Raw genomic sequence first — 22,172 nt, 5'->3', positions numbered from 1 at the left:
GGCGGCCTCGTCCTCTCTTGTCTTGCTTCTTCAGTTGATTGGCTACCGTTGTGAATTGTGTTCGTATTGGGACATGGAAGATCCTGCAGTCGTTGATGTTTTGCGTTGTCGTTTTTGGAATGACAACCACCGGATTTGCTCAAGACAAACCTTCCTTTGAACTCAGTGAAGATGTTCGCGAAGCATTGACGCCGCTATTTTCGCGAATTTCAAAAGCCGATGTCTCACGTGCGACTGTCGAGCTGTCCGCTGAAACGGTGATGGGTGGCAAAGTCGTCGAGACATCTGATTCGGTTTACCAGATCGCGTCGAAGTACCCCAATCAGTACACCGTTTATTACAAGTCGGCTGACGACCGGAAACGGTTGTATTCCGATGGTGAGAAGGGCGTTGTGGCTCTCACGCCCGAAGCGTTTTTCCGATTGCCAAACGTCGCATCGTGCCAGGAACTCGCGACCCGTTCGGAGATCAATCTTGGTCCCTACCCGGAAGTCGTTTTGGCACTCACGTTGGCTGGTGTGGATCCGGCGGTCACCTTTTTAGGTGGAATGAAATCCGTCGAAGTCGCGGGCAAAGTCAAGTATCGCGGTAGCATCGAATCCATTCATCTGCGTGGGCAGCAGAAGGACGGTGTCACATGGGATCTTTGGATCAGTGACGAAGGCAAACCTCGTCCGCTTCGTTTGCTGGTTGATCTCACACCGATGTTGATTGCTACCGGACAAGTCGCGGTGCCTCAAGGCTATGCCTATTCGCTGCGGTACGACTTCAAATCTTGGCGAGTGACCGGCGATGTCGACGAAAAGCTGTTCCGCTACACCCCGCCGCGAGAGGCGGTGGAATACGAATCGTTGGAAGCGTTCCAAAAGCAGGCCGCAGAGAAGTTGGTGGAGCATCCTCTGTTGGGACAACCCGTTCCTGAATTCGAATTGACGTTGATGGATGGTTCCACGGTGCGAAACGAAGATTTGAAGGGCAAAGTTGTTGTGCTGGATTTCTGGGCGACTTGGTGTGGTCCGTGTTTGCAGGCGATGCCCGTGATTGCCGAGACCACTCGAAAATTCGCCGACAAAGGTGTTCAGTTCTATGCCGTGAATGTTGGCGAAAGCTCGTCGTTAGTGAAAGGTTTCGTCAGCGAACAAGATTGGGATGTGACCGTGGCGTCGGATCCAGATGGCGATCTGATTGATCTGTTCACCGCGAAATCGATTCCCTTGACGTTGGTGATCGCTCCCACGGGCATCGTCGAAGCGGTTCACCAAGGTTTTCCCGGCGAAGCCGAATTGAAGCAGCAATTCACGGACGAGTTGGAAGTGCTGGTCCAAGGTGGACGCATCGCTTCTTCCGTCACCGCGGAAGCGGATCCTGAGAAGGAAGCGGATCCTGAGAAATAGCCCAAACGGAGCGATTCGCGACGCTCGTCCTCAAGATCATTCTTGTCGCGTGTAGACCGCGGGATACACAAACTCTGGTTCCGCAGGCGGCAGCAAGTAACCAAACGTTTCTGATACCGGTTGGTCCTCACTAATCAACTGAAGGGACAGTTCGACTGGTCGTTCACCAGAGTTGTCCTCCGCGAGGGTCACGCCGAGATGCAGGATCCAATCGCCCTCGTCGGTGCGTTCCAATTCTTCTTCGCAGATTTCACCAGCGATCGCGTTGGACTGAATCGAAGGCGGGTGTTCAGCTGGCAGCCCTCGAAGAACCGGACCGGCCAAACGGATTTCCATCTCAATTGGTTCGTTGGCATTTTTGGGTCGAGTCACGCTCAAGTTGGTTGCTCGGCCGAGCACGTTGTGTTCCGGTGGATCGCCCGGGAAGAAGCTGACTTCATACGCGAACTGAAGGGAGGGTTGGGGCGGTTCCGTTGCACCATCAGGCTCGGAAACGGCATCGATCGCCGCAACGGATGATCCAGGATTGGCGGCTGATTCGACCGAAGGATCTGTCTCGGTGGCCGATTGATCGGGTGCGGATTCTTCTTCGGGAGGCAGCCAATACGCAGCCAGGTTGTCGATGCCTTCATGAGCGCCTGGCAATTCGAGTAATTCGATTCGTCCATCGGGCCATGGAGCGTCTGGTTTGATCCAAACGCTGGGACGTTTGTCGTAACGTGCGTTGTGATCGTCGTAGTGATAGAACGCTCGGTTCCGTTGGATCAAACCAAATCCGTGAAGCGATTCGACTTCCGTGGATGTGACCGAGGGGTAACTTTGGCGAGCAAACGCTCTCCAACGCCATTCGTTGGGGCCGGTTTGGATCAGCAATCCATCACTGTCGTGAACCGATGGGCGATTGTCCTTGGGAGGTCCCTTCAATCCGTCACCCCACATCCACATGCTCGTCAGCGGGGCCAATGCAATCTTCTCTGGGCGATCTCGGTAGTAGACATCAGCTTGCACCTTCACGCGTGTCACCGCGTTCCCAGGTACCAATCGGAATCGATACGCTCCGGTCAAGCTGGGACTGTCCATGAACGCCAGGATTGCGATCTGGTCAGAATCCGCCGCCGGCATCTGGATCCAGAACGCGCGGAAGTCGGGGAACTCCTCTTCTTGCATCATGGCAATGTTGATTGCCAATCCACGAGCCGAGGCACCGTAGATGGTGTCCCCGCTTCTTCCGCGAAAGTAGCTGGACCCGATGAAGCTCAGCATTTCTTGGGCATCCGGCCGGTTGGGAAACGGCCCCACGATTCGGAACCCGGCGTGACCCGCCGGGGGAATCTCTTCGGCATTCAGCGGTGCGTCGTAGACAAAGTCATTTGTGTTGAAGGCGATGCGTTGGCTGATCGGATCGCCACTGGGAGATGGATTGAGCGTGAACAGCTCGACCAAGTCCGTTTGGACGAACCCGCGATGAAATGTTTCCAACCAAAACGGCAAGCCTTGATCAAACCAGGTGGCACGTTCAGGGCGGTACTTCACCTTCATGTAGTCATCGTACTGCCATGATGCCAATGGCTCGGGCAATTCGGGGGCCGGTTCATATTCCCGTTGCGATCGCTCGGCCGCGAGCTGACTGAGCGATTCAAAGTCGCGTACGTCGATCAAATCCACCGCGTTGGCCGTGGTGGTTGTGATTAGAAGGGCGACCGAAACTGCGAGGCCGGAGAAAGAAAAGAGCCTCGCAAAACACGCGTCGAAGTACATACACTTGGTCCCGTTGAATTCATGCAGAATGGGAGTGACGCACTGCTAAGGCGTCACCGAAGCAGTTTAGCTCCCAAGACGCATTCAGCGTGCCCAAGTGAATCTTTGAAACCTGCGTCTACGCCTCAGTTCCCTTGCTAAGCAGCCAAGGGTTGGAAACCGGCCAAACGGAAGGCTCGCTTGGCGGCGGGGTGTTGCATGAACGGCTGCCAGACACCCTCTTCCAACAAGTTGGATGCGGACAGGAGGGTGATGCCTGTATCAATTCCGATCACATCGGATCCAATCCAGCCACGCCGTGGATTGAAAGCGTTGACGAATCCATAGCGTCCGTAGACCGATTCACCAAATGTGTTTTTTTGGTACTGAAGTGTCCGCATCGTTTGCTCAGGGGCAATGGCCAATCCGCCACCCGCCGCACTCGGCACGACGGTTCCATCGATACCACGATCGGGTTGAGCTTGGCCGTCTTCGTAGGGCCCGCCCCAATCGCGGTAGCCGTTCGATGAGTCACTGCTGGTCAGACCCCACAAATCTTCACCATAGTGTCCGAATCGTTTTGGTGATTGATCAGCAAGCGATTGTTGAAATTCAATCTGAGCCAAGTGGGCCAGTTGAGAGTTTCGCCAGTAGTTGCGTCCATCAGACGAAACAACACCTCGGAAATCGAAGAACGCCTGCGGATATTGGTGCACGAACAATGGCGGATAGCTGACGAACGACTCACCCTGATGATGCAAAACGTTCTCGCGCCGCCACGCGTTCCAACAACTCGGTGGGATCGCAGAACTAGGAGCACCAATTGCGAGCAGCACGAGAATCGTCAGTTCACTGAAACGATCCCATTGGTAAGGGAGTCTTCCGATTTCGGGTTGCCAACCCATGTGGAGACACCCGTTGTCGCCAAGCATCCAACGCCAATCGACACGTTCATACAACGTGTCGGCCATTTCAACCAATTCGCGATCGTCTTGGAACACTTGTGACGCATGCATTGCACCGGCGATCAACAAAGCTGTGTCGATCGTCGACGCTTCGCTATCGAGGGCCCGCTGGCCGGTAATGCGATCGACGAAGTGGTAGATCAAACCGCGTTCATGTTGGGCTTCGTTGACCAGGAAGCCCAGCATCTTTCGAACGCGTGATGCACCTTCTTCTTTCGAAATCCAGCCATTGTTGGCAGCGACTCCATGGGCAGCCAAACCAAATCCGCAGGCAGCGGAACTGGCATACGTGCTGAACGAACTTCCGTCGGCGTGGCCTCGGTCAGCGATTAGTCCGGTTTGCGGGTCAGCGGCTTCCTCAAAATACAGGTAGCATCGACGACGCAAATCATCCAAGAATGGGTAAGAGTTCTCGTTCATCATCAGATCTTCCATGGTCGACCGCGAACCAGCGGAGACCATTGAGAAGTCTCCGTCTCCACGAAGACGATGCGCAGCGAGCAAGGGCGCGGCAGCGAAGGCTGAAAGAAGCAATCGTCGCTTCATGCTGACGGATCCAATAGGCGGGGTGTTGGCAGGTTGTCGACCATCGCTGCGACAACGCAGCAGAGACTCCGTATCAGGACGAGCTGCTAAAAAGGCGGGGGTAGACTCTTCTACGGGCCAATGGGCGGCTTTGTTTGTCGATTAGGGATGTTAGTTTTGCTTAGGCGTTGTTGCAAGCTCAGGATTCGATTTTCAGCCATCGTTGAAGCTGAGAACAAGAATCTGAGTTGATCCCGCCACTTTCGCCCAGCTGCACCCAATTTTGGCAGCAAATCGTTCAACGGGCGTCGATTTGCATGCGGATTCATCACCCCATCGACCCGCAAGAAATTCACACTGCTTTCTCATATCAATGAGGGAGGCGATGCGATGCTTAGCATGCCCAGTGAGCCGGTCGAAACTCCCTTAGTTAATTTCCGGAGGAATTTGCGGGCGCGACCGAAATTTCTGGCGCGGGATTTGATAAACCCTGGTGGTGGTGAACGTCGATGCTTTGACCGTTTGGTTTGACATCACGTGAAGCCCACTCGCCACTCATTCGACTGGCCCCTTTTCTTTTCAGGCTCTTCCGATGAACACTCTCAACGACCTTTCTCTGTCTGTCATTGCGGACTATTTGCATCGCTGCGGGCACCACCATCCCGACAGTGTTCGTGACCAATCTCACTACTTTGTCGGACTCGCTAAACAGCGTTTGCGAGTTGACGCGGGTTGCACCGAAGATCTGCACGATCCGATCGAGACTGATGACCCACGTCTTCCGCAGGTGACTTTGGAAGCGGCGATGGACGAGTTGTTCTTTCAATCCAGCGAAAACGAAGTGGAAGGCAACCAACGTCGTCGAGTGATTCCGCGATCTGGAGCTCGGACATTGCGTCACAACGAGACCCCGCCTTTGATCGGCCCGTTGCGGCCGCAGTGGTGGATGCAGATGGCATCGCGTCACATTCAACAACCTATCCTCGCGATGTTTGGGTTGGTTGATGGTAAGGGCCGATCGCCGCAGCCTGAGGCAATGACCGATGGTCAGTAAAAGCACCAAGCGAACACGTTGGTTGATCGCAGTCATCACATTGGTGATCGCGATGGCCGGCACGTCCGTTTACGTGGTGTCGATGTCCGCCAACGGTCGCGGGTGGTTGGAATGGTTGAGCGTTCCGTTGTTCGCCTTGCTGTTTGGATGGATTGCTTTTTCGTTTGTTGTCGCAACGTTGGGCTTCGTCCGTTTACTTCGTCGACGACCGACCACAGCAGAAGCGGAACCATCCACGGGAGATGACCCGCCGACGGCGGTGTTGGTACCGGTCTACAACGAATCTCCCATCGACGTTTTCGCCAGAGTGGAAGCGATGGTCCGCAGTTTGGGACCGGATCAGCGATTCGATTTCTTCGTTCTCAGTGACACAAATGATTCTGAGGTTTGGCTCGCCGAAGAGCTGGCTTGGTCTCAGCTGATGGATCGCCTGGAAGAGCAGGTTTCAACTTCGTGCAATGTTTATTACCGGCATCGCCGGGAAAACGTGGCTCGCAAGGCTGGGAACATTGCAGATTTCTGTCGACGTTGGTCCGATCCGTATCCATTCATGATTGTCTTGGATGCTGACAGCCTGCTCGAACCCGACACGATGATTGAGATGGTTCGGCGGATGCGAGCCGATGACCGGCTTGGCATTTTGCAAGTTCCACCAACGCCCATCGGTCGACAGTCGTGGTTCGCGCGCATGCAACAGTTTGCTGCTGCGGCCTACGGTCCCGTATTCTGCGAAGGCTTCGACGCTTGGGCGGCCGAACAAGGAAACTATTGGGGTCACAATGCGATCATTCGTGTCGAAGCGTTTTGCGATTGCTGCGATCTACCCGTTCTGCCTGGACAAGCTCCGTTGGGCGGAGAGATTTTGTCGCATGACTTTGTCGAAGCCTCGTTGCTGGTTCGTCGAGGCTGGAAGGTCCGCTTGGCCAACGACCTCGGCGGAAGTTACGAGGAGTGTCCCACAACATTGACTGACTACGCACAAAGAGATCAACGTTGGTGCCAAGGTAACTTGCAACACAGTCGATTGTTGCTCAGTGAAGGCTTTCATCCGGTTAGCCGTCTGCACTTTTTTAGTGGTGTCTTGGCCTATGCCAGTTCGCCACTCTGGATCTTGTTCACATGTTTGTGCGTTGCCAGTTGGGCACTCGAAAACCGAGGTGCCACCGAACTCGAACTATTGGACGCTGTTTCGCCGACCGCAATGCAGTTGGGGTTGTTCATCACAGCGATGGCGATGCTGCTGATCCCGAAGTTTTATGGTTACTTCAACGTGGTCGTTCGGGGGCAGGCGGTGCGGTTTGGCGGTGCGATTGCGATGATGATCAGCGTTTTGTTGGAGATCGTTTTGTCGATCTTGCTGTCGCCGATCATGGCCATCATGCACACTCGTTTTGTCGTTTCGACGCTGCGTGGTCGCATGGTGAAATGGTCGTCACAACAACGTGGTGAGCACGGTGTTCCAGTATTCCAGGCGATTCGCGACTACGGCGGTTTGACTGTCCTCGGTGTGGTGATCACCGCGGCGGTATTCACCTTCGCTCAATCGTGGGCGGTGTGGTTCTTGCCGATCACCACGGGACTCATCCTGGCGGTGCCGCTCGCGATGGCGATGGCAAGCCGTGAAATTGGCAAGACACTGGCAAAGCTGCGGTTGCTGCTGATTCCTCAAGAATCAAACGTTCCTGAGGTCTATCAGCTCTACGAAGATGCCATGTTGGCATCGCAGCAAAAGTGGTCCGTTTTGCCAAAGTCTTCGATGTTGGAGCAATTGATTGATAGTCCGACTTACTTCCACACGCATCACGGTGTGCTGCGGGCCAGTCACGCGGAACATCCGATGACCGATAGCGAACGGAACTTGGTTCGCAATGCGAGTCAGCGTTTGCAGACTGGCAAGGAAGAACCCCGTGGCGTTGATGTGTCCAAGATTCCGATGGAGCTGAGACGAGCTTTGCTGAGTGACATTGAGTTGCTGCGAGAACTGCACGTTCAGGCACACTCGTGTCCGAAACGTCTGGCTACAGCAGCAGGTTAAAGTCGTCGTGCAGGACGAGTTGGCTGATGCAACGATCAGCCGGTTGTCGCATCAGCGCGTGATGACGTACGCCAGAGCAGCAACCAGAACCACCAGCAGCAAAATCAATGCAACGGTCGCGGCGATCCGTTTTCGAGACCGCTTGCGTTTGCTTGATTCGAGCGGGCCACCTCGATGAAGGATCGCAACTTTGTCTCGATCAGCAGGGGCGTCGACCAATCTGCCATCGACGAGGTGTGCGTTGCCGGGTGTCGCTAGAATGGGCTTGGGTGCCGGTTGAGCGGCGATCGTCGGACCTTTGTGATTCAACTGACGTAGGATTTCGCCGGCTGATTTCCAATCTGGCCAACCATCTCGCCACAACATTGCCGAATCAGCAATGCGGCCTTCGGAGATCCATTGTTTCATCGTCGGACCGTCGGCGGGACCGTATTGGCCGCCGCTTGGCGGACGGACATACCAAACCGCAGTTGAATCACCGAGAATCTCTTCAGGCTTGGTTGGTTCAGCTGTGGCTGGATCAGCCGGTCGTTTCTCCGACTTGGGTTTCGCGTTCTTCTCGACCTTGGGGCGTTCGATGGTCGTCGAACCACCAGACGCGGTTGCCGCATAGGTGCTGGCCGAAGACGATGAGTCAGCGACATCGACGCTGGGGGTCTGGTCCGATGAATCAAGCACGTCGGTCGGATCTTGCTCGTCCGAAACCTCCGCCGGGTGGCTGCCTGATGATTCTTCTTCGATAGCAATTGACTGCGGGCGGTCTTCTGTCGGAATGCGAAAGCGGACCGAGCACGCTGGGCAAACACCCTGACGTCCGGCGAGTTCGTTCTTGATGTTCAGTCGCTTCCCACACGCATGGCAAGCAAAACGAACGCCCATAACACCGTGGTCCGAATCGAGAAGAAGAAGAGAGGAGACGAGATCAGTCGATCTCAACCGCACCACTATAATTGAAACCCGATTGCTCGTGCGAACGACCGATCAACGGAATTTGGGCCGAGTCTTCCCGCTAGAAAGTGGGGGCTTGCTGGGGCAAATTCGTCACAACCGCGTAGGTTTTTTTACCGTTCCTGCCGATCCACAACGCCAGGGGAGTCTCTCCGCACTCGCGAAGCTTTTTTCCCAACTTGGCTGGGTCGATGTCAACTCCGCGAACCTTGATGATTTCTGGATATGACTTTGCTTTCCGAAAGTATCGTCGCAGCGCCCGATCGTCACAGGAAAGTCGATCGCGAATTTTCGCGAACATGGCAAGTTCACGGATGGATGCTTGTGAGGACGGATTTTCGACGTCCGTTTCATTCCAATCGGCGGTCAAGAATCCGGACGGTCCGCCCAACGTTTTGGCGTGATGACGACGAGCGAAATGGTCCGTCAGTCCCGCTGCGCGAATGGCTCCATCCGGATCGATCATCCAGCTTTCGACCGAAGATGTGGATGGTGCGGACTCCGTCCAGTTGTCCGAACTGCAACCGAAACGATGAGCAGAGTCATGCTTCAGAATGACTGCGGATCGTCCACCGACCTGCCAATCCTGTTCATCGCTCGAAATTTTCGGTGGTGTTGGAAGTTTGCCCCAGATCGCGGTTTGCTCACGGACGCTTCCCCCGGATGAGATCCACATCAGGTGACAAGACTGTGTGACGGATGAATCAAGCGTTGTCGCGGGAGCCATCTTTACCAAACCACCTTCGGCCTGACCAAGCAACTGCTTGGTACGTTCCCAACTCGGCAGCCAAGCATCAGGTTGAGTGTGTCGTTGATTGTCGGCTCTTCGGTCGGGATCGATGTGAATCCATTTCGAGCCATCGGCAACCTCAGCCGGTTTCGATTGCATCACATCCAAACAACGCAGCTTCGCGGTGACATCGGCCGTGATCAAATTCGCGGCGGTGAACGAGAGAACCGATTGGCTTGCGTCGATCCCGGTGGCTGGGCCCCGACGGGCCAAAGCGATCAGGTCGCCACCAATGCCACAGCAAATGTCCGTAACCGGCTGATCGCCAAACCAGGTTGCTTTGAAGTCCGCGACTCGCAGGGTGGTGGATTGTTGGATCGCTCGTCGAGTCACCCACCATGATTCGCCTTCCCGTTTAGGTGGACCAAGCGTGGCGATCGCTCGGGTTTGCAATCCCGCGATGTCTTTTAGGATCGCCTTGGTTCCACTGGACAGTGTTTGCATCACCGGCGAATGCAGGCGTCCGGCGATGCAATCTCGCATGGCCTCACGCAGTTCGTCCGTGACTTCCAAATCAACCGATGACGAGGTCACGATGCCACTCCGGTTAGCAATTGTCGCAACATAGTCGCCGCGTTCTTCAATGACGTTGTCTGGCAAAGTTGATTCGTCAGTTCGAGCTGTCGTTGGCAGATTGGAACCGGTGAATGACGAGGGGGAAGTGTTGCGGTCAGGTGTGCGGCGAGCGTTTTCATTAGTTTGCCGACGCCGGGATCGTCATCTTCACTCGCGATGGTTTGATGCTCAATTTCGTTAGCGATCGACTTGGCGTTGTCGCTCAGCAAGTCTGCTTTGTTGAGCACTTCCACAACATGGGTTTTATTCGAGACCGGCAGGGATCGTCGAAAGTCTTGCAAATCAATCAGCGTCGACGGTTGACACACAATCAGCAGCAGATCGGCCGACTCAACGGCCACCGAAGCGCGGCGAATCCCCTCTCGTTCGATCGCCACGCTCGACTCCGTCAGGTGGCTCGTTTCGCGAATGCCTGCGGTATCGCTCATTCGTACCGGAACCCCGGCAATCACGGTGTCGCATTGCAAAACGTCTCGAGTCGTGCCCGCGGAGTCATGCGTGATGCTGCGTCGGAAGCCGACGATTTGATTCATCAAACTGCTCTTGCCCACATTTGGTGGTCCCGCCAAAACCAAACGACGAGGTTCCGTTAGGCGGACTCCACGTTCGCCGTTCGCCGCGATCGTTTGGGCGTCCTTGCAAAGTGCTGCGAGCAAAGATTCTGTTTCTTCTGACAACTCGTCCGAAGATGAAACCTCATCGATACGCTGAAGCCAATGCTGACCCCACTGAGCCAGTTGGCCTCGAGTTTGATCGAGCGCGACGGCAGCTTGTTGGCTGGTCACACAGCGTTGCAGGACGTGTTCCGCTTCGGACAACAAGATCGGTGCGGATTTTTGCCAAGTCGATGACTCAACCGATTCAACACCGCGATCGGTGAGCGAAGCGAGGATGGCACTGACCGCGGCCTCTCCTCCATGCCCATGAATCTCAAAGCTGCCATCGGTCATTGGGGTCAGGACGATTGATTCTCCGGGACCGTCGTCGCTGCTCTTCCACGTTCCGTAGCGAACCTGTCCTGCCGACAAACTTGATGAAGCATTCGTTGCGGGAGTGAAACAATCTTGCACGCACTGAAGTGCCCGCGGGCCGCGAAGACCGATCACGGCAACGGCTGAAAGCCCCACGCCCGTCAGTCGAGTTGCGGTCGTTTCATTGGTGGAAGTCATGAATGCGAGCGAGATGAATTGGTCAATGTGAGATGCGAAGCGACCACTCTCGCACAACGTGCTCAACAGCGATCAGGTCGGTCAACTCGGCAACAATCAGACGAACGCCAAATCGTTGCAGTACCGAACGTTCGGCATCGGACCATTGACCCGCCGCAATGTAAAGGCGATTGCCGGGCTGAGTTGATCGAGAGTGGAGCCACTGGATCAGTTCGTGGATCCCATTTTGGTCGCCGGCCCACAAAACGACTTCGGCGGTGGCCGGTTGCGAGGACCGAAGATTGCGTTTGCGAATCGGAATATCGTCGAGCGAGGTAAATGATTCCGGGTGGAAATCAGTGCTCCACAACACCCTCACGGCATCGAACCAGCGTTCGGACTCGGGGCCGGTCACCCAAAGTTTGATCTGCACGGCATTCATCCGTCCAGCTTTCGCAGCAATCGAGCACGGCTGATTCCCAAACGGCGAGCCGCTTCGGCCTTGTTGCCTTGCGACGCTTCCATCGCTCGTTCGATCAATTCTCGTTCATACTTCTGAACAGCCTCGTCCAGTGAATCGATCCGGAAGTTGTTTTCGATTCTTTCGGGTTCTTGTTCCGATTCGGTTCGAGGGCCGACTCGATAGGAACGAATGACCAGGGGCAGGTGATCACGCCCGATTCGATCTCCCACAACGCGACCAAGTGCAGAGCCCATCGCTTCGGCAAGTTCATCAAAATCATTCGGCCAGGGATACAGTGTCAACGCGTCCATCGCGTCGCGACCCAAGCGGGGCAGATCAGAGTCGGACATTCGCTTCTGCGGTTGGCCAGATCGATGAGCCTCCCGAAGCAACGCCGTTGCCAACGTCGGGATGTCCTCGCGACGATCCTTCAATCGAGGGATCGTGATTGGCATGGCACGCATCAGGTTCATCAATGGCTTAGCGATGCCCGTGACCGCTTGCGGCATATGAGTCAGTTCAGCAATTTGCGCATCCAAAGGATCATCGGGTTCGCCGCGATGCAAATGGTTCTCCACGACACGCGCAGGATCAAGCATGCCGATGAGACGAAGGTGGTCGCCAAACACTTCCACCCACTGACTTAATTTGACTTGGGCATCGTCGGGCATTTCATCCAGACGTTCGATCAGCAGCGTCGCGTTGCTGCGATGGGAATCGTGTTGGTTGATCGATTGGATCGCCGGAGCAGCGTAAGCTTCCAAAAGCTCGGCATCCATCAAGGCTCCGTCGACGATCGTGAGTGATTCGCCAGGTGCGGACGCGTCGTGAAGTCGCAACGCCAGTTCACGACTGCTCGAATTGGTTGGCGTGAACAGACCAAGATGACATCGCATCGAAGTTGCGGTGGTCACGCGTCGACGCAGCAACTCCGCGGCGTCGGATTCTCCCGCCAGCAAAATGTCCGCGGTGCGGGCATTGGAGGTTTGATGCTTGGCAATCAATTCGCGAAGCAGCGACTCCTGACGCAGTCCGCCTTCACCCAGCCAGTCGGAAAGCGGCACTTCGCTATCACGAAGAAATTCACCAACGCAGCCAATCGTGTAGCCGCTGTCGCCGAGTGATACCCAATGGGCGACCGCGGTCAACGCTTCATCGCTGGTGCGACTCTCGCCGACACCCTCTCGATCGCCGACACCCTTTGAATCGCCAATATGGTCTGAAAGAGTGATCCGTCGGGTTTGGTGACCTCTAATACGGATCGATGGATCGGGACGCAGCGCGTCGACCCATTGGTCGGACATCGTCTGGACCGTTTGTGACTCGTCCGTCTCGGTGGATTCCCCCAGCCACTCCGCCATTGAGGGCGAAAGGTGAATCAGGTCACCGGCAGCATCGATGATCCACACGCGTGCGGTGGATGCATCGAGCTGTTTGATGAGCGATCTGGGGCGTGACGGTCGACTAGAACGTGTCAAGAATGAAGTGGTGCCCTTTGTGGAACCGGCGATTGCTGGGGTAATAGTTGTGCCAGCTTTTATTGTAAACGGGAATTCTCATTTCCGTTGGGTAGCGATGATACAAGCTGTCGCTGCTCTTGTAATAATCCTGGCCCCAGAAGTTTTGGGGGTAATAGACATAGGGATAGTGGTACATCCGGTTCCAATCGGTGTTGGCGGCGGATGATCCCCAGCTTTGGCCATAAGCACGCTGGCCCTGGTAGCCCATTTGACCCATCGCATTGGGAAGGGTTCCACCGGCTCCCATTGCCACAGGGGCACCGTAGCCCTGAGCGGCGGCGTGATGAGAATCGCAGGCAAAGCCCACAATGAAGACGACCGCTGCTGCGGCCAAGATGGTAGCTCGTTGGTACATTCCGACATTCCCCCCCGGGTATGAATCGCGTTAGGCGATGGATCTTTTTGATCGCGTGGTTTTCCCGCGTGGCGTGGTCCACACTGGTTTCATCGGAGTTATCGGCACAACCCATCGATCAGGATGAGTCGTTTCGTTTCCGATTATTGGTCCAAGTGCTAGAATTTCGGTTGGGGTCGGTCTGAACACCGCCCGATCTGAAACGTAGACTCTGATGCATCGGCGACAGAAAATGTCCTCGATATCCCGCAAGTCACCCACCCACCTTTTGTGAATTCATGACCACTCTGAAAACTCGTGTCCTCGTCGGCGTGTTGGTGCTCGGAACTCTCGTGGCCGGTCCAATCGCGTCCGCCTGCCCGTTCTGCAGTGCTGTGTCTCAAACGCTGCGGCAAGAGATGGAGGTCATGGACGCGGTGGTCGTCGCAACGGCGTTGCAGAGCGATCTGACCCGCAATGCGGACACTGGACAGATAAAAATGCGAATTGAAACCGTGCTCAAGGGCGGCGAACACGTCGAAGCTGGTCAAGAGGTCACTGCGGTCTATTTCGGCGATGTGGCCAAAGGACGCCGCTTTATGCTCAGCGGAGTCGATCCTCGCGACATGCAATGGTCTTGCCTGCCACTGACTCCAAAAAGCGAGAAGTATCTGGAAAAGATCACGCAGCTGGCTGACAAAGAGCCGTCCGAGCGATTGCTGTTCTACTACGAGTACCTGCAAGACGAAGATTCAATGCTGTCGCGGGACGCGTACGACGAATTTGCATCCACGCCTTACGATGAAATTCAAAAGATCAAATCGGCCTTGGACCACGATACCTTGGTCACTTGGATTCAAGATCCCGAAATGTCGCCCGACCGCAAACGCATGTATTTGACTTTGTTGGGCATTTGCGGCGATCAAGAAGACCTGCCGATGCTGGAATCGATGCTCAAAAGCACGCAAAAGAGCAGCCGTTCAGGGCTCGACGCTCTGATCGCTTGCTACCTGACTCTTGCGGGAGAGCAGGGCCTGCCAGTGATCGACGAGCTGTTTCTTGAGAACAAGCAGGCGTCCTATGCTGACACCTATGCCGCGATCATGGCGGTCCGGTTTCACGGCAGTGAGGGCGGCGTGATTGCTCGCAGTGCCTTGGTTCAATCGCTGCACCACATTCTCGACCGGCCTGACCTGGCTGACTTGGTGATTCCCGATTTGGCTCGTTGGAAAGATTGGAGCCAAATCGATCGTATCAAGCAGTTGTTCTTGGACGCTGACGCGGAGAACAACTGGGTGCGAGTGCCCGCGGTCAATTACCTTCGAGCCTGCCCAAAGCCAGAGGCCGCCGAAGCAATCGAAGAGCTTGAAAAAGTGGACCCTGATAGCGTCCGCCGTGCCAACACGTTTTTCGCGGTTCCCAAGCCGTCCGCGGAAGTGAAAGCCGTCAAGCAGTAGTCAGATCGCCGCGTGTCAGGCGGCACGCCGTTGATTGCCCGCCGTTCGCTCGTCGTGGACTGAATCGTTCAGTTCGGTCTGCGGACGAATTGGAATCGTCATTGCCGCCGCATCGGTTTCGGCAACCGTTCGCAATCTCCCTTCTTCGAGGAAGCGAAGCGTCATCTCGATGGCGAGCGGATGTTGAACCAATCGCTGATGCGACGTCGCAATCACGGCATGATCGGCTTGCCCGTCCAGGTGGGTCGCACTCTCAGAAACGATCCAGTCTTTCTGCGCCGCGATCACGCCGACATCAATTCGATGAGGACGCGGTAGCTGGTTGACCAGGCTGCTCTCGTTCTCGGACAGTTCCGCGAGTTGTGGAAAACGGTTCGCGAACGGCCCGAGTGGCAATCTTGTCAGCCAAGAACCGCGATTCGGCGGTGCCATCATCAGCAATCGGCCACAACGCTTTTTCGCGATCGTTTCCATGCGAGATTGGGCGATGGCCGCTCTCGCAATGATGCCGCCCATGCTGTGTGTAACGAAGTGGATTCGTCCGATGTCGGGTCTGCAGAGGGCTTTCTGAATCACCGCAGTAAGGCAACCTGCATGCGACAAAATCGAACCGCGCAAGCTGGGGTAATCCCACACCAAAGTTTCATACCCGGCGGACGTTAGCGAATCCGCGATTGGATCCAGGCTTTTTCCGTTGGAAAGGAAACCGTGAGTTGCGATCACCAAGTCGTGGGTGTCGTGATCGTGCAATTTTGCAATTTTGAGCGAGTGGCGGTCCATAAGCCTCTTATCGGCCACCACCAAGCCAAATTTCGCTCAAAATTCAGCGTGTGCGATCTTGGGAAGGCTGGGCGGTGTCGGCTGTTTTCGTGGCCGTCGATTGCTTCGGTTTGGGCTCGTCGTCGATCAAAATTCGGACGGCGGGGGATTCTAAATCGTCGTATTGGCCACCGCGGATGCACATGATGCAGGCGATTGTTCCACCCGCACCCAACAACAGGGCCAACGGAAGAGCGATGAACAGAACACTCATGATTGTTTTTCGCGAAAAATGGGCCATGCCAGCGTGAGTGCTAGCACGGTGACCGAACTGATCGGCATCAAGATCGCCGCGACGAGGGGGCTGATTCGTCCCGACATTGCCAAAGCAACCGCTACCAAATTGTAGCTGAGCGAGGCGGCGAAAGCCGTTCGTATCAGAGCTTGTGTTCGCCGTGCGGCACCAATCAGATCTGAAATGGATGTCATACTGTCCGAGGCAACGTAAATCGGTGCAGCTTGTAGACTGACTTCGGCGCCACCGCGAACCGCGATTCCCACATCGGCCGCCGCCAGTGCCGCGGCATCGTTGGCACCGTCGCCAACCATGACCGTTGAACCACTTGAGTGATCGCGGACGTGTTGCAATTTGTCCTCGGGCGACAAACCCCCGAGTGCCTTCGCGGCGTCCAGGTTCAACTGTTCGGAAACATGAGCCACGATTTGGGGGTGGTCCCCGGATAGAATTCCAACTCGCCAACCTCGGCGTTTTAGCGATTCGATGAATTGGCCGACGTTTGGTTTGAGCGGGTCATTGATCGCGAGCACGCATGAGGCGATGCCGTCGATTGCAATGATACTGGGACTGGCAGATTGATTGGTGCAGTGATCGCACGCGGAGAGAACCGGTTCGGTGATGACAACATGGTTTTCTTGCATGAATGAAAGGCTGCCAACTAAAACCGCGTGCCCATCGCTGTATCCGGAAACGCCACCAACGTGGACTTGCCCGAGTTGAGCATTTGTCGGAACGATTGAATCACGTCGACTAGCTTCCCTCTGAATTGCAATCGCGATTGGATGTTCACAGTGCCGTTCGATTGCGGCTGCGTGAGCGATCGCTGAAGCATCACCCTCGACAAAGGTGGCTCTTGGTTTGCCTTCGGTCAGTGTGCCAGTCTTGTCGAACCAAATTGTTCCGACGGAAGCCAGCGTTTGCAGCGAAGATCCGTCGCGAATCAAGATCTTCCGCTTGGCTGCTCGTCCCAGTGCCACCGCGATTGCCAGCGGTGTGGCCAACGCCAACGCACACGGACAGGCAACAATGAGCAATGAAGTCGCGTGCGAAGCAGCGATCCCAAACCCGTCGCTCAGCCAAGCGAAGAAAGTCGCGATGGCCAGTAAAGTGACGATCACAACGAAGTAGCCACCGATCGAATCGGCAAGCTGCACGATCGGAGTCTTCTGCGCCGCCGCCTCTTCCACCGATTGCATGACCTGTCCAATGCGGCTTTCACGCCCGACTGACGTCACGCGAATGTCCAGCGGACTTTGCAGGTTCACCGTTCCAGCGGAAACGGAATCGCCTTCCTGTACCGAGACCGGCAAGCTTTCGCCGGTCAGCAATGATTGATCGATCGATGATTGGCCAACAAGGATCACTCCATCGACCGGAACGCTTTGTCCCGCCATCACCCGTACCGAATCGTGGGGACGCAAATTGTCGACCAACACGAGTTCGGTCTGATCGTTTGCCAAAATGCGTTGTGTGTGACGAGGTGTGATTCGAAGCAGCAAATCGACCGCTTTTGCTGCGCGGTGCTGTTGATGAAACTGAATCCAGCGTCCAATCAAGAGCAGAAAAACCAACACCGCCAGCGAATCAAAGTAGGACTCGCCCTGCCCCGTGATCGCCGCAATGACGCCCGCGACGGTTCCGACCGTCAGGCCCAATGCAACGGGAAGGTCCATGTGCGGCGTTCGCGTTTTAATCGAGGCCCAAGCACCTTGGAAAAACGTCCGACCGGGTAAAAGCACGGCTGCCAATCCCAACCCGGTCCCCATCCATCTGAGAAATGACCAGTGCTCGGCCTCCACGTCAGATGCTTCGCCAGCGTACAACGCAATCGCAATCCACATCGCATTGGCGGCGCAAAACCCTGCGAAAGCAATCTGGATCAGCAGTCGATGATTCTCTTGCCGAAAATGATCTTCGCGGTGTTCGGGTAGCGGCGATAGTTCATAGCCGAGCCGGTCGAGCGGTTGCGCGATTCGGCTGAGTGAGATTTTCTTAGGATCGAACACGACTCGCATGGTGTGCTCACTCATCTTCACGCGAGCATCCAGCCAACCTGGCGTTCGAGTCGCAACGTTTTCAATCAGCCACGCACAGGCGGCACAATGCAGTCCATGCACGGCCAGTTCACACACCATCGTTCCGTCGGATTGCTCGATTGGTTGAGATGCACCCAAGTAATCGGCTCGATCAAAGACGGTGTATCGCTCGTGCAGCGAATCCGCGGACGTTGCTTGGCCGTCGCGGTCGATTGGCTGTCCACCGCCCGCCAATTGGTCTCGCAATCCGTAGTAGCTTTCCAAGCCCCAGCCATGGATCAGCTCATAGGCACCACGACAACCATTGCAGCAAAAGACAGTCTTCGGATCGGCATCGCGATGCACCTCGGTTGGTTCACCGCAGTGCACGCAAGGAAGCGACGTTTCGACGGTCGACGAAGCGTCCTCGTTCTTCGACGCACCGAGATTCGAAGGCATGATTTGTCATCACTCCTGCGGCGTTTCGCAGGGAATGCCCTCGGCGCAGCAGCAAGGCAGCGGTGTCTCGGTCAGCTCGGAAAGTGTTTGCTGCGAGTTTGTGCCATTCAGATCCAAGTCCACATTGGCACGGATATCTGTCAATGAATTCAAATCCGCGAAGCCGCGTCCTGATGCGGTGTACCCACCGGTGATAATCAACGTCGCGGCGGCCGCGGTGGGAATGAATTTAGTGAAACGGCGAGATAGCGATTGGGTGCCCGCAATGAGCGCCGTCAGCGCGGGAACGGTTCCCAACCAAAACGCTGCCATCACCAAACCACCATTGAGTGTTTGCCCAGTACCCGCTGCGACCAGAGCGAACAAATACAACCATCCGCAAGGCAGCAACGTGGTTAGCATTCCAATCGCAAGGGCTCGTCCGCCGACTGGCAATTTGAAAATCAGGGGGCGCAACCGTACGAGCAGGCCACCAATTCGAGACGGGGTGATTGGTTTCGGGGCGTTGCTGCGAACGGAAACGATTTGCCAAAGTTTCCAAATGCCCAGTCCCATCATGATCGAGCCAACCACACGTGCGGCAGCTAGCTGAATCCCGAGCGTTTCGCCACCAATTTCAACCAAGTTGCCAATGGTGCCGGCGATCAGTCCCGCCAAGACGTATGTCGATAGTCGACCAAGGTGATATAGCGTCGTGGACCAAATCACCGTCGACTTCGGTTGTTTCTCACCAGCACCGCTGGCCCAAATCGCCAGAGGTCCGCACATGCCAACGCAGTGCATGCTGCCTAATAAACTGGCCGTGACGACGGCACTGGCTAACATCCACATCTCAATCTTCCAATTCGAGTGTGCGAGAAAGTGTCATCGGTTCTCCCGCTCCATCGACGGTCACTTCGAGTTGCCATAGTCCTTGTTGCGGCATCGAGGCCATTCCGAGGTAACGGCCTTCGCCCGTGCTTGGCAAGTCAACCGCCTGAAACGCACCCGCATCCGCATGGCGATAAACGACCGCGTCAACATTCAGATCGTCCAGTGTTTTCCCTTGCTGGTTGTGCAATTCGACAGAGATCGCTCGCTGTCCTTTTGAGTCTGAGACTTTTGAAACGATGACATCGACGTTCCATCCCAAGCGATCGGACGCCAGCGAAGCGCGATAAGACTCATCCCAGTTCAATGCTGCCTGATGGTAGTCCGGGACCACGGCCAAAGCCGGATCGCCAATCGCAAGTTTGAGCGCGGTGCCGAGGATGGTTGCTTGGATCGCGAAAAGTAACAGCACCAAACCAATGTAGAATCGTTTGGCACGACGCTCATCCTTTTGTTGCGTTTCCACGGATGGTTTGAGTTCGGTTTGCGATGACATGATTAGCGGCGTGGCCCCAAGACCTTCATAGAGATAATGCGTTCATTGCCGCTTTGATCCTTGACCGTCAGTTCGATTGATTCGTTTCCATCGCCCATGGTCATGGATGAAGGGAAATTCAATCGAATCGGCAGCAGTTTCGATTCGGCTGGTTCGAGGTGTTGGGCGTCGGCGTCGATGATTTCGACCTCAACACTCGAGTCGTTTGTCGACAGTTCATAGGTTTGGGCAATCTCGGTGCGATTGACCAAACGAAGATTGAATGCGTTGGAAACTTCTTTGGCACCCAGCAGTGAGTAAGGTGCCCCGCGTCCGCGGAGAATCCTCGCGTCAAATCCGCTTTTGCTGGAGATCGCCATGGCCAAACCGGAGAAGACTCCCACCAAAACGATTGGGTAAATGATCGTTCTTGCACGCAGCAATTTCTTCGGTTTGCGAGCGATGGCGTCCTGTGAGCTGTAGCGAATCAATCCCTTCGGTTTACCCACTTTTTCCATCACGTCATCGCACGCGTCGATGCACTGGGTGCAATTGATGCACTCCATTTGCAGTCCGTCGCGAATGTCGATTCCGGTTGGACAAACCACGACGCATTGGTGGCAATCGACACAATCGCCGGCGGCTTTTCCACGCACCAGATCAACTCCACGATCATCGTCGTGTGTTCGTTTTCCTTTGATGCGAGGTTCGCCGCGTACCGGGTCATAGGCAACGATCTTGGATTGCTCGTCGAGCATGACCGATTGAAAGCGTCCGTAGGGGCACGCGATGAGACACAGTTGTTCTCGGAAAAACAGAAAATCGAACAGCATCAATCCTGTCGTGGCCGCCATGACGAGAAACGCCGACGGATGATCGATTGGTGAACTCCGGACCCACTGGGCAAGTTTCTCGGTGCCCACAAAGTAGGCCAGAAATGTGTGAGCCAAAAACATGCAGAGGACAAGATAAACGGCAAAGCGAGCGATCTGCCAAACCGGGCTGATTCCGCGGGCCGGCTTGCCGCCTTTGCCCAGCGTGCCATCGAAGAAGCGATCGATGGGGCGGAACAAAAATTCCATGTAGACGGTTTGTGGGCATGCCCAACCGCACCAAGCTCGGCCGGTGATCGCGGTGATCAAGACGATGCTCACGAAGATGCTGAGCATGAACAATGCCAGCACCAACGTGTCGGTTGGATAAAAGGTTTTGCCCAGCACCGTGAATTCACGGGCGGCGATGTCGAGCAAAATCAGAGGCTTTCCACCGATCCGCAAATGCGGGATGGCTACAAAAACCACCATCAAGATGTAAGCGATGACGCGCCGGCGTTTCCACCATTCGCCCATTGATAGCTTTGGTCGAAGCCAACGGCGGCTGCCATCGGCTTCCAGCGTGCTCAAAACGTGATCTTCTGGTTTGAGCAACGCTTCATTGTTTTGAGATGCTCCCGATCCACTCGATGTCCCATCGCGATCCGCCGCATAGCACACCTTGCAAGGCGAAGGCGAAAACAGAGGCAACGATGCTCGGGTGGACATTGGATTTGGTCTTATTCTTCGGGGGTTTCGGGTTCGTCTTCAACAGGTTCGGGCCACGGTGGAATGTTTTTGCCTTCCGGACCTCGGTTGCTTTCAATGTTCTGGCCACGCAACGTTGCGACATACGCGGAAACCAGAACGATTTCGTTCGGATGCAGCCGATCCGACCACTTCGGCATCGCTCCGCCACCGGCACCATTGATGATGACCTTGGCGATGTCTTCGATGTTCTTCACGTTCTTGTAGTATTCATCGGTCAGGTTTGGACCAACCTGCCCTTCGCCTTCGCGCCCATGGCAAGAGATGCAGTTGGCTTTGAAGACAGACTGACCGACACGAACCCAATTGGGTTTGTTCATGTAGCTGGCCAGGGTCGCTTCGTCTGGATTTAAATCACCGATTTCTGCGAATTGCAGACGAGTGTTTTCCGCCAAAGCGATGCCGTACTGATCTTCCACCGAACGACCAGCGGCACCGCCGTGATAGAAGAGGAAGTAGAACGGGCTGAACACGATCGAAGCAACAAACAACCACTTCCACCAACCCGGCAACGGATTGTCGAACTCCTCGATCCCGTCATATGCGTGATCGGTCTTGGGCGCGTTGTCGTATTCTGTCACTTGGCTCATGGTCGTGGGTCCTCCACTTCGTCACTCAGTGGAATCGATGCGAATCGATCAGTTGCATTCTTGGAAAGTCGGAGTGTTCCATAAGTCATCGTGGCAAAGGCGATGACAAACAGAGCGAGTGCCAATTCGGCAAACGATGAATAATCGAGAGCGCTGACTAGATCTCGGATCATGACGTTC

General features: G+C 55.4%; 20 protein-coding genes. 4 read left to right on the top strand and 16 right to left on the bottom strand.

What is annotated here, in order from left to right; all coding sequences use genetic code 11:
* Positions 1-50 precede the first annotated feature (50 nt).
* Positions 51-1,394 (top strand): redoxin domain-containing protein, encoded by a 1,344-nt coding sequence (locus tag RB_RS12985; RefSeq protein WP_164921961.1) that lies wholly within the window; start codon positions 51-53, stop codon positions 1,392-1,394.
* Between the two features lie 36 nt (positions 1,395-1,430).
* Here the strand turns inward: RB_RS12985 and RB_RS12980 are convergent, their stop codons facing one another.
* Both RB_RS12980 and RB_RS12975 read right to left on the bottom strand, forming a co-directional pair.
* A complete protein-coding gene (locus tag RB_RS12980; protein WP_231846464.1) occupies positions 1,431-3,059 on the bottom strand; it encodes a glucan biosynthesis protein in 1,629 nt (542 codons plus the stop codon).
* A 230-nt stretch (positions 3,060-3,289) separates the two neighbouring features.
* Positions 3,290-4,642: a glucoamylase family protein gene (locus tag RB_RS12975; RefSeq protein ID WP_011120884.1), complete on the bottom strand. Its 1,353-nt coding sequence runs from the start codon at positions 4,640-4,642 to the stop codon at positions 3,290-3,292.
* 571 nt (positions 4,643-5,213) lie between these two features.
* Between RB_RS12975 and RB_RS12965 the strand changes: the two genes are divergently transcribed.
* Positions 5,214-5,675, top strand: coding sequence for a hypothetical protein (locus RB_RS12965; protein WP_011120882.1), 462 nt, complete (start codon positions 5,214-5,216; stop codon positions 5,673-5,675).
* Positions 5,665-7,710, top strand: coding sequence for a glucans biosynthesis glucosyltransferase MdoH (mdoH, locus tag RB_RS12960; RefSeq protein WP_011120880.1), 2,046 nt, complete (start codon positions 5,665-5,667; stop codon positions 7,708-7,710). The genes RB_RS12965 and mdoH overlap by 11 nt, the downstream gene beginning before the upstream one ends.
* Before the next feature lie 51 nt (positions 7,711-7,761).
* Here mdoH and RB_RS12955 read toward each other — a convergent pair whose 3' ends face one another.
* The 6 genes from RB_RS12955 to RB_RS12930 all read right to left on the bottom strand — a co-directional run bounded on the left by RB_RS12955 (position 7,762) and on the right by RB_RS12930 (position 13,510).
* Positions 7,762-8,589 carry a DUF4339 domain-containing protein gene (locus RB_RS12955; RefSeq protein WP_007333269.1) on the bottom strand — a complete coding sequence of 276 codons (828 nt, stop codon included), beginning with the start codon at positions 8,587-8,589 and terminating at the stop codon, positions 7,762-7,764.
* Positions 8,590-8,719: 130 nt separating this feature from the next.
* Positions 8,720-9,982: a class I SAM-dependent methyltransferase gene (locus RB_RS12950; RefSeq protein WP_164921960.1), complete on the bottom strand. Its 1,263-nt coding sequence runs from the start codon at positions 9,980-9,982 to the stop codon at positions 8,720-8,722.
* Entirely contained in the window at positions 9,979-11,193 is a 1,215-nt protein-coding gene (locus RB_RS12945) for a GTPase (RefSeq protein ID WP_164921959.1), read from the bottom strand. The genes RB_RS12950 and RB_RS12945 overlap by 4 nt, the downstream gene beginning before the upstream one ends.
* Before the next feature lie 22 nt (positions 11,194-11,215).
* Positions 11,216-11,614, bottom strand: coding sequence for a hypothetical protein (locus tag RB_RS12940; protein ID WP_011120876.1), 399 nt, complete (start codon positions 11,612-11,614; stop codon positions 11,216-11,218).
* Positions 11,611-13,113: a helix-turn-helix domain-containing protein gene (locus tag RB_RS12935; RefSeq protein WP_011120875.1), complete on the bottom strand. Its 1,503-nt coding sequence runs from the start codon at positions 13,111-13,113 to the stop codon at positions 11,611-11,613. Before RB_RS12935 ends, RB_RS12940 begins: the two co-directional genes overlap by 4 nt.
* Positions 13,100-13,510: a nuclear calmodulin-binding protein gene (locus RB_RS12930; RefSeq protein ID WP_007327709.1), complete on the bottom strand. Its 411-nt coding sequence runs from the start codon at positions 13,508-13,510 to the stop codon at positions 13,100-13,102. The genes RB_RS12935 and RB_RS12930 overlap by 14 nt, the downstream gene beginning before the upstream one ends.
* 278 nt (positions 13,511-13,788) lie before the next feature.
* Here RB_RS12930 and RB_RS12925 point away from each other — a divergent pair, with 278 nt between their 5' ends.
* A complete protein-coding gene (locus RB_RS12925) occupies positions 13,789-14,946 on the top strand; it encodes a hypothetical protein (RefSeq protein ID WP_007327711.1) in 1,158 nt (385 codons plus the stop codon).
* 15 nt (positions 14,947-14,961) lie between these two features.
* Here the strand turns inward: RB_RS12925 and RB_RS12920 are convergent, their stop codons facing one another.
* From RB_RS12920 to RB_RS27765, 8 genes are read right to left on the bottom strand one after another with little or no spacing between them, the layout of a single operon-like run.
* Positions 14,962-15,726: an esterase/lipase family protein gene (locus RB_RS12920; RefSeq protein ID WP_164921958.1), complete on the bottom strand. Its 765-nt coding sequence runs from the start codon at positions 15,724-15,726 to the stop codon at positions 14,962-14,964.
* Positions 15,727-15,769: 43 nt separating this feature from the next.
* Positions 15,770-15,979 carry a cbb3-type cytochrome oxidase assembly protein CcoS gene (gene ccoS / locus RB_RS12915; protein WP_007333277.1) on the bottom strand — a complete coding sequence of 70 codons (210 nt, stop codon included), beginning with the start codon at positions 15,977-15,979 and terminating at the stop codon, positions 15,770-15,772.
* Entirely contained in the window at positions 15,976-18,477 is a 2,502-nt protein-coding gene (locus tag RB_RS12910) for a heavy metal translocating P-type ATPase (RefSeq protein WP_011120873.1), read from the bottom strand. The genes ccoS and RB_RS12910 overlap by 4 nt, the downstream gene beginning before the upstream one ends.
* A 9-nt stretch (positions 18,478-18,486) precedes the next feature.
* Positions 18,487-19,308: a sulfite exporter TauE/SafE family protein gene (locus RB_RS12905; RefSeq protein ID WP_011120872.1), complete on the bottom strand. Its 822-nt coding sequence runs from the start codon at positions 19,306-19,308 to the stop codon at positions 18,487-18,489.
* A 1-nt stretch (position 19,309) separates the two neighbouring features.
* Positions 19,310-19,843, bottom strand: coding sequence for a FixH family protein (locus tag RB_RS12900; protein WP_007339097.1), 534 nt, complete (start codon positions 19,841-19,843; stop codon positions 19,310-19,312).
* A gap of 2 nt (positions 19,844-19,845) precedes the next feature.
* A complete protein-coding gene (gene ccoG / locus RB_RS12895; RefSeq protein WP_011120871.1) occupies positions 19,846-21,363 on the bottom strand; it encodes a cytochrome c oxidase accessory protein CcoG in 1,518 nt (505 codons plus the stop codon).
* An 11-nt stretch (positions 21,364-21,374) separates the two neighbouring features.
* Entirely contained in the window at positions 21,375-21,992 is a 618-nt protein-coding gene (locus RB_RS12890) for a cbb3-type cytochrome c oxidase N-terminal domain-containing protein (protein ID WP_011120870.1), read from the bottom strand.
* A complete protein-coding gene (locus RB_RS27765) occupies positions 21,989-22,165 on the bottom strand; it encodes a hypothetical protein (RefSeq protein ID WP_007333282.1) in 177 nt (58 codons plus the stop codon). The genes RB_RS12890 and RB_RS27765 overlap by 4 nt, the downstream gene beginning before the upstream one ends.
* Positions 22,166-22,172: the final 7 nt, after the last annotated feature.

This window comes from Rhodopirellula baltica SH 1 (assembly GCF_000196115.1).
Classification (GTDB): Bacteria; Planctomycetota; Planctomycetia; order Pirellulales; family Pirellulaceae; genus Rhodopirellula; species Rhodopirellula baltica.
The sequence above is the reverse complement of the archived record's forward strand: the minus strand, read 5'-3'. Positions and strand labels throughout refer to the sequence as shown.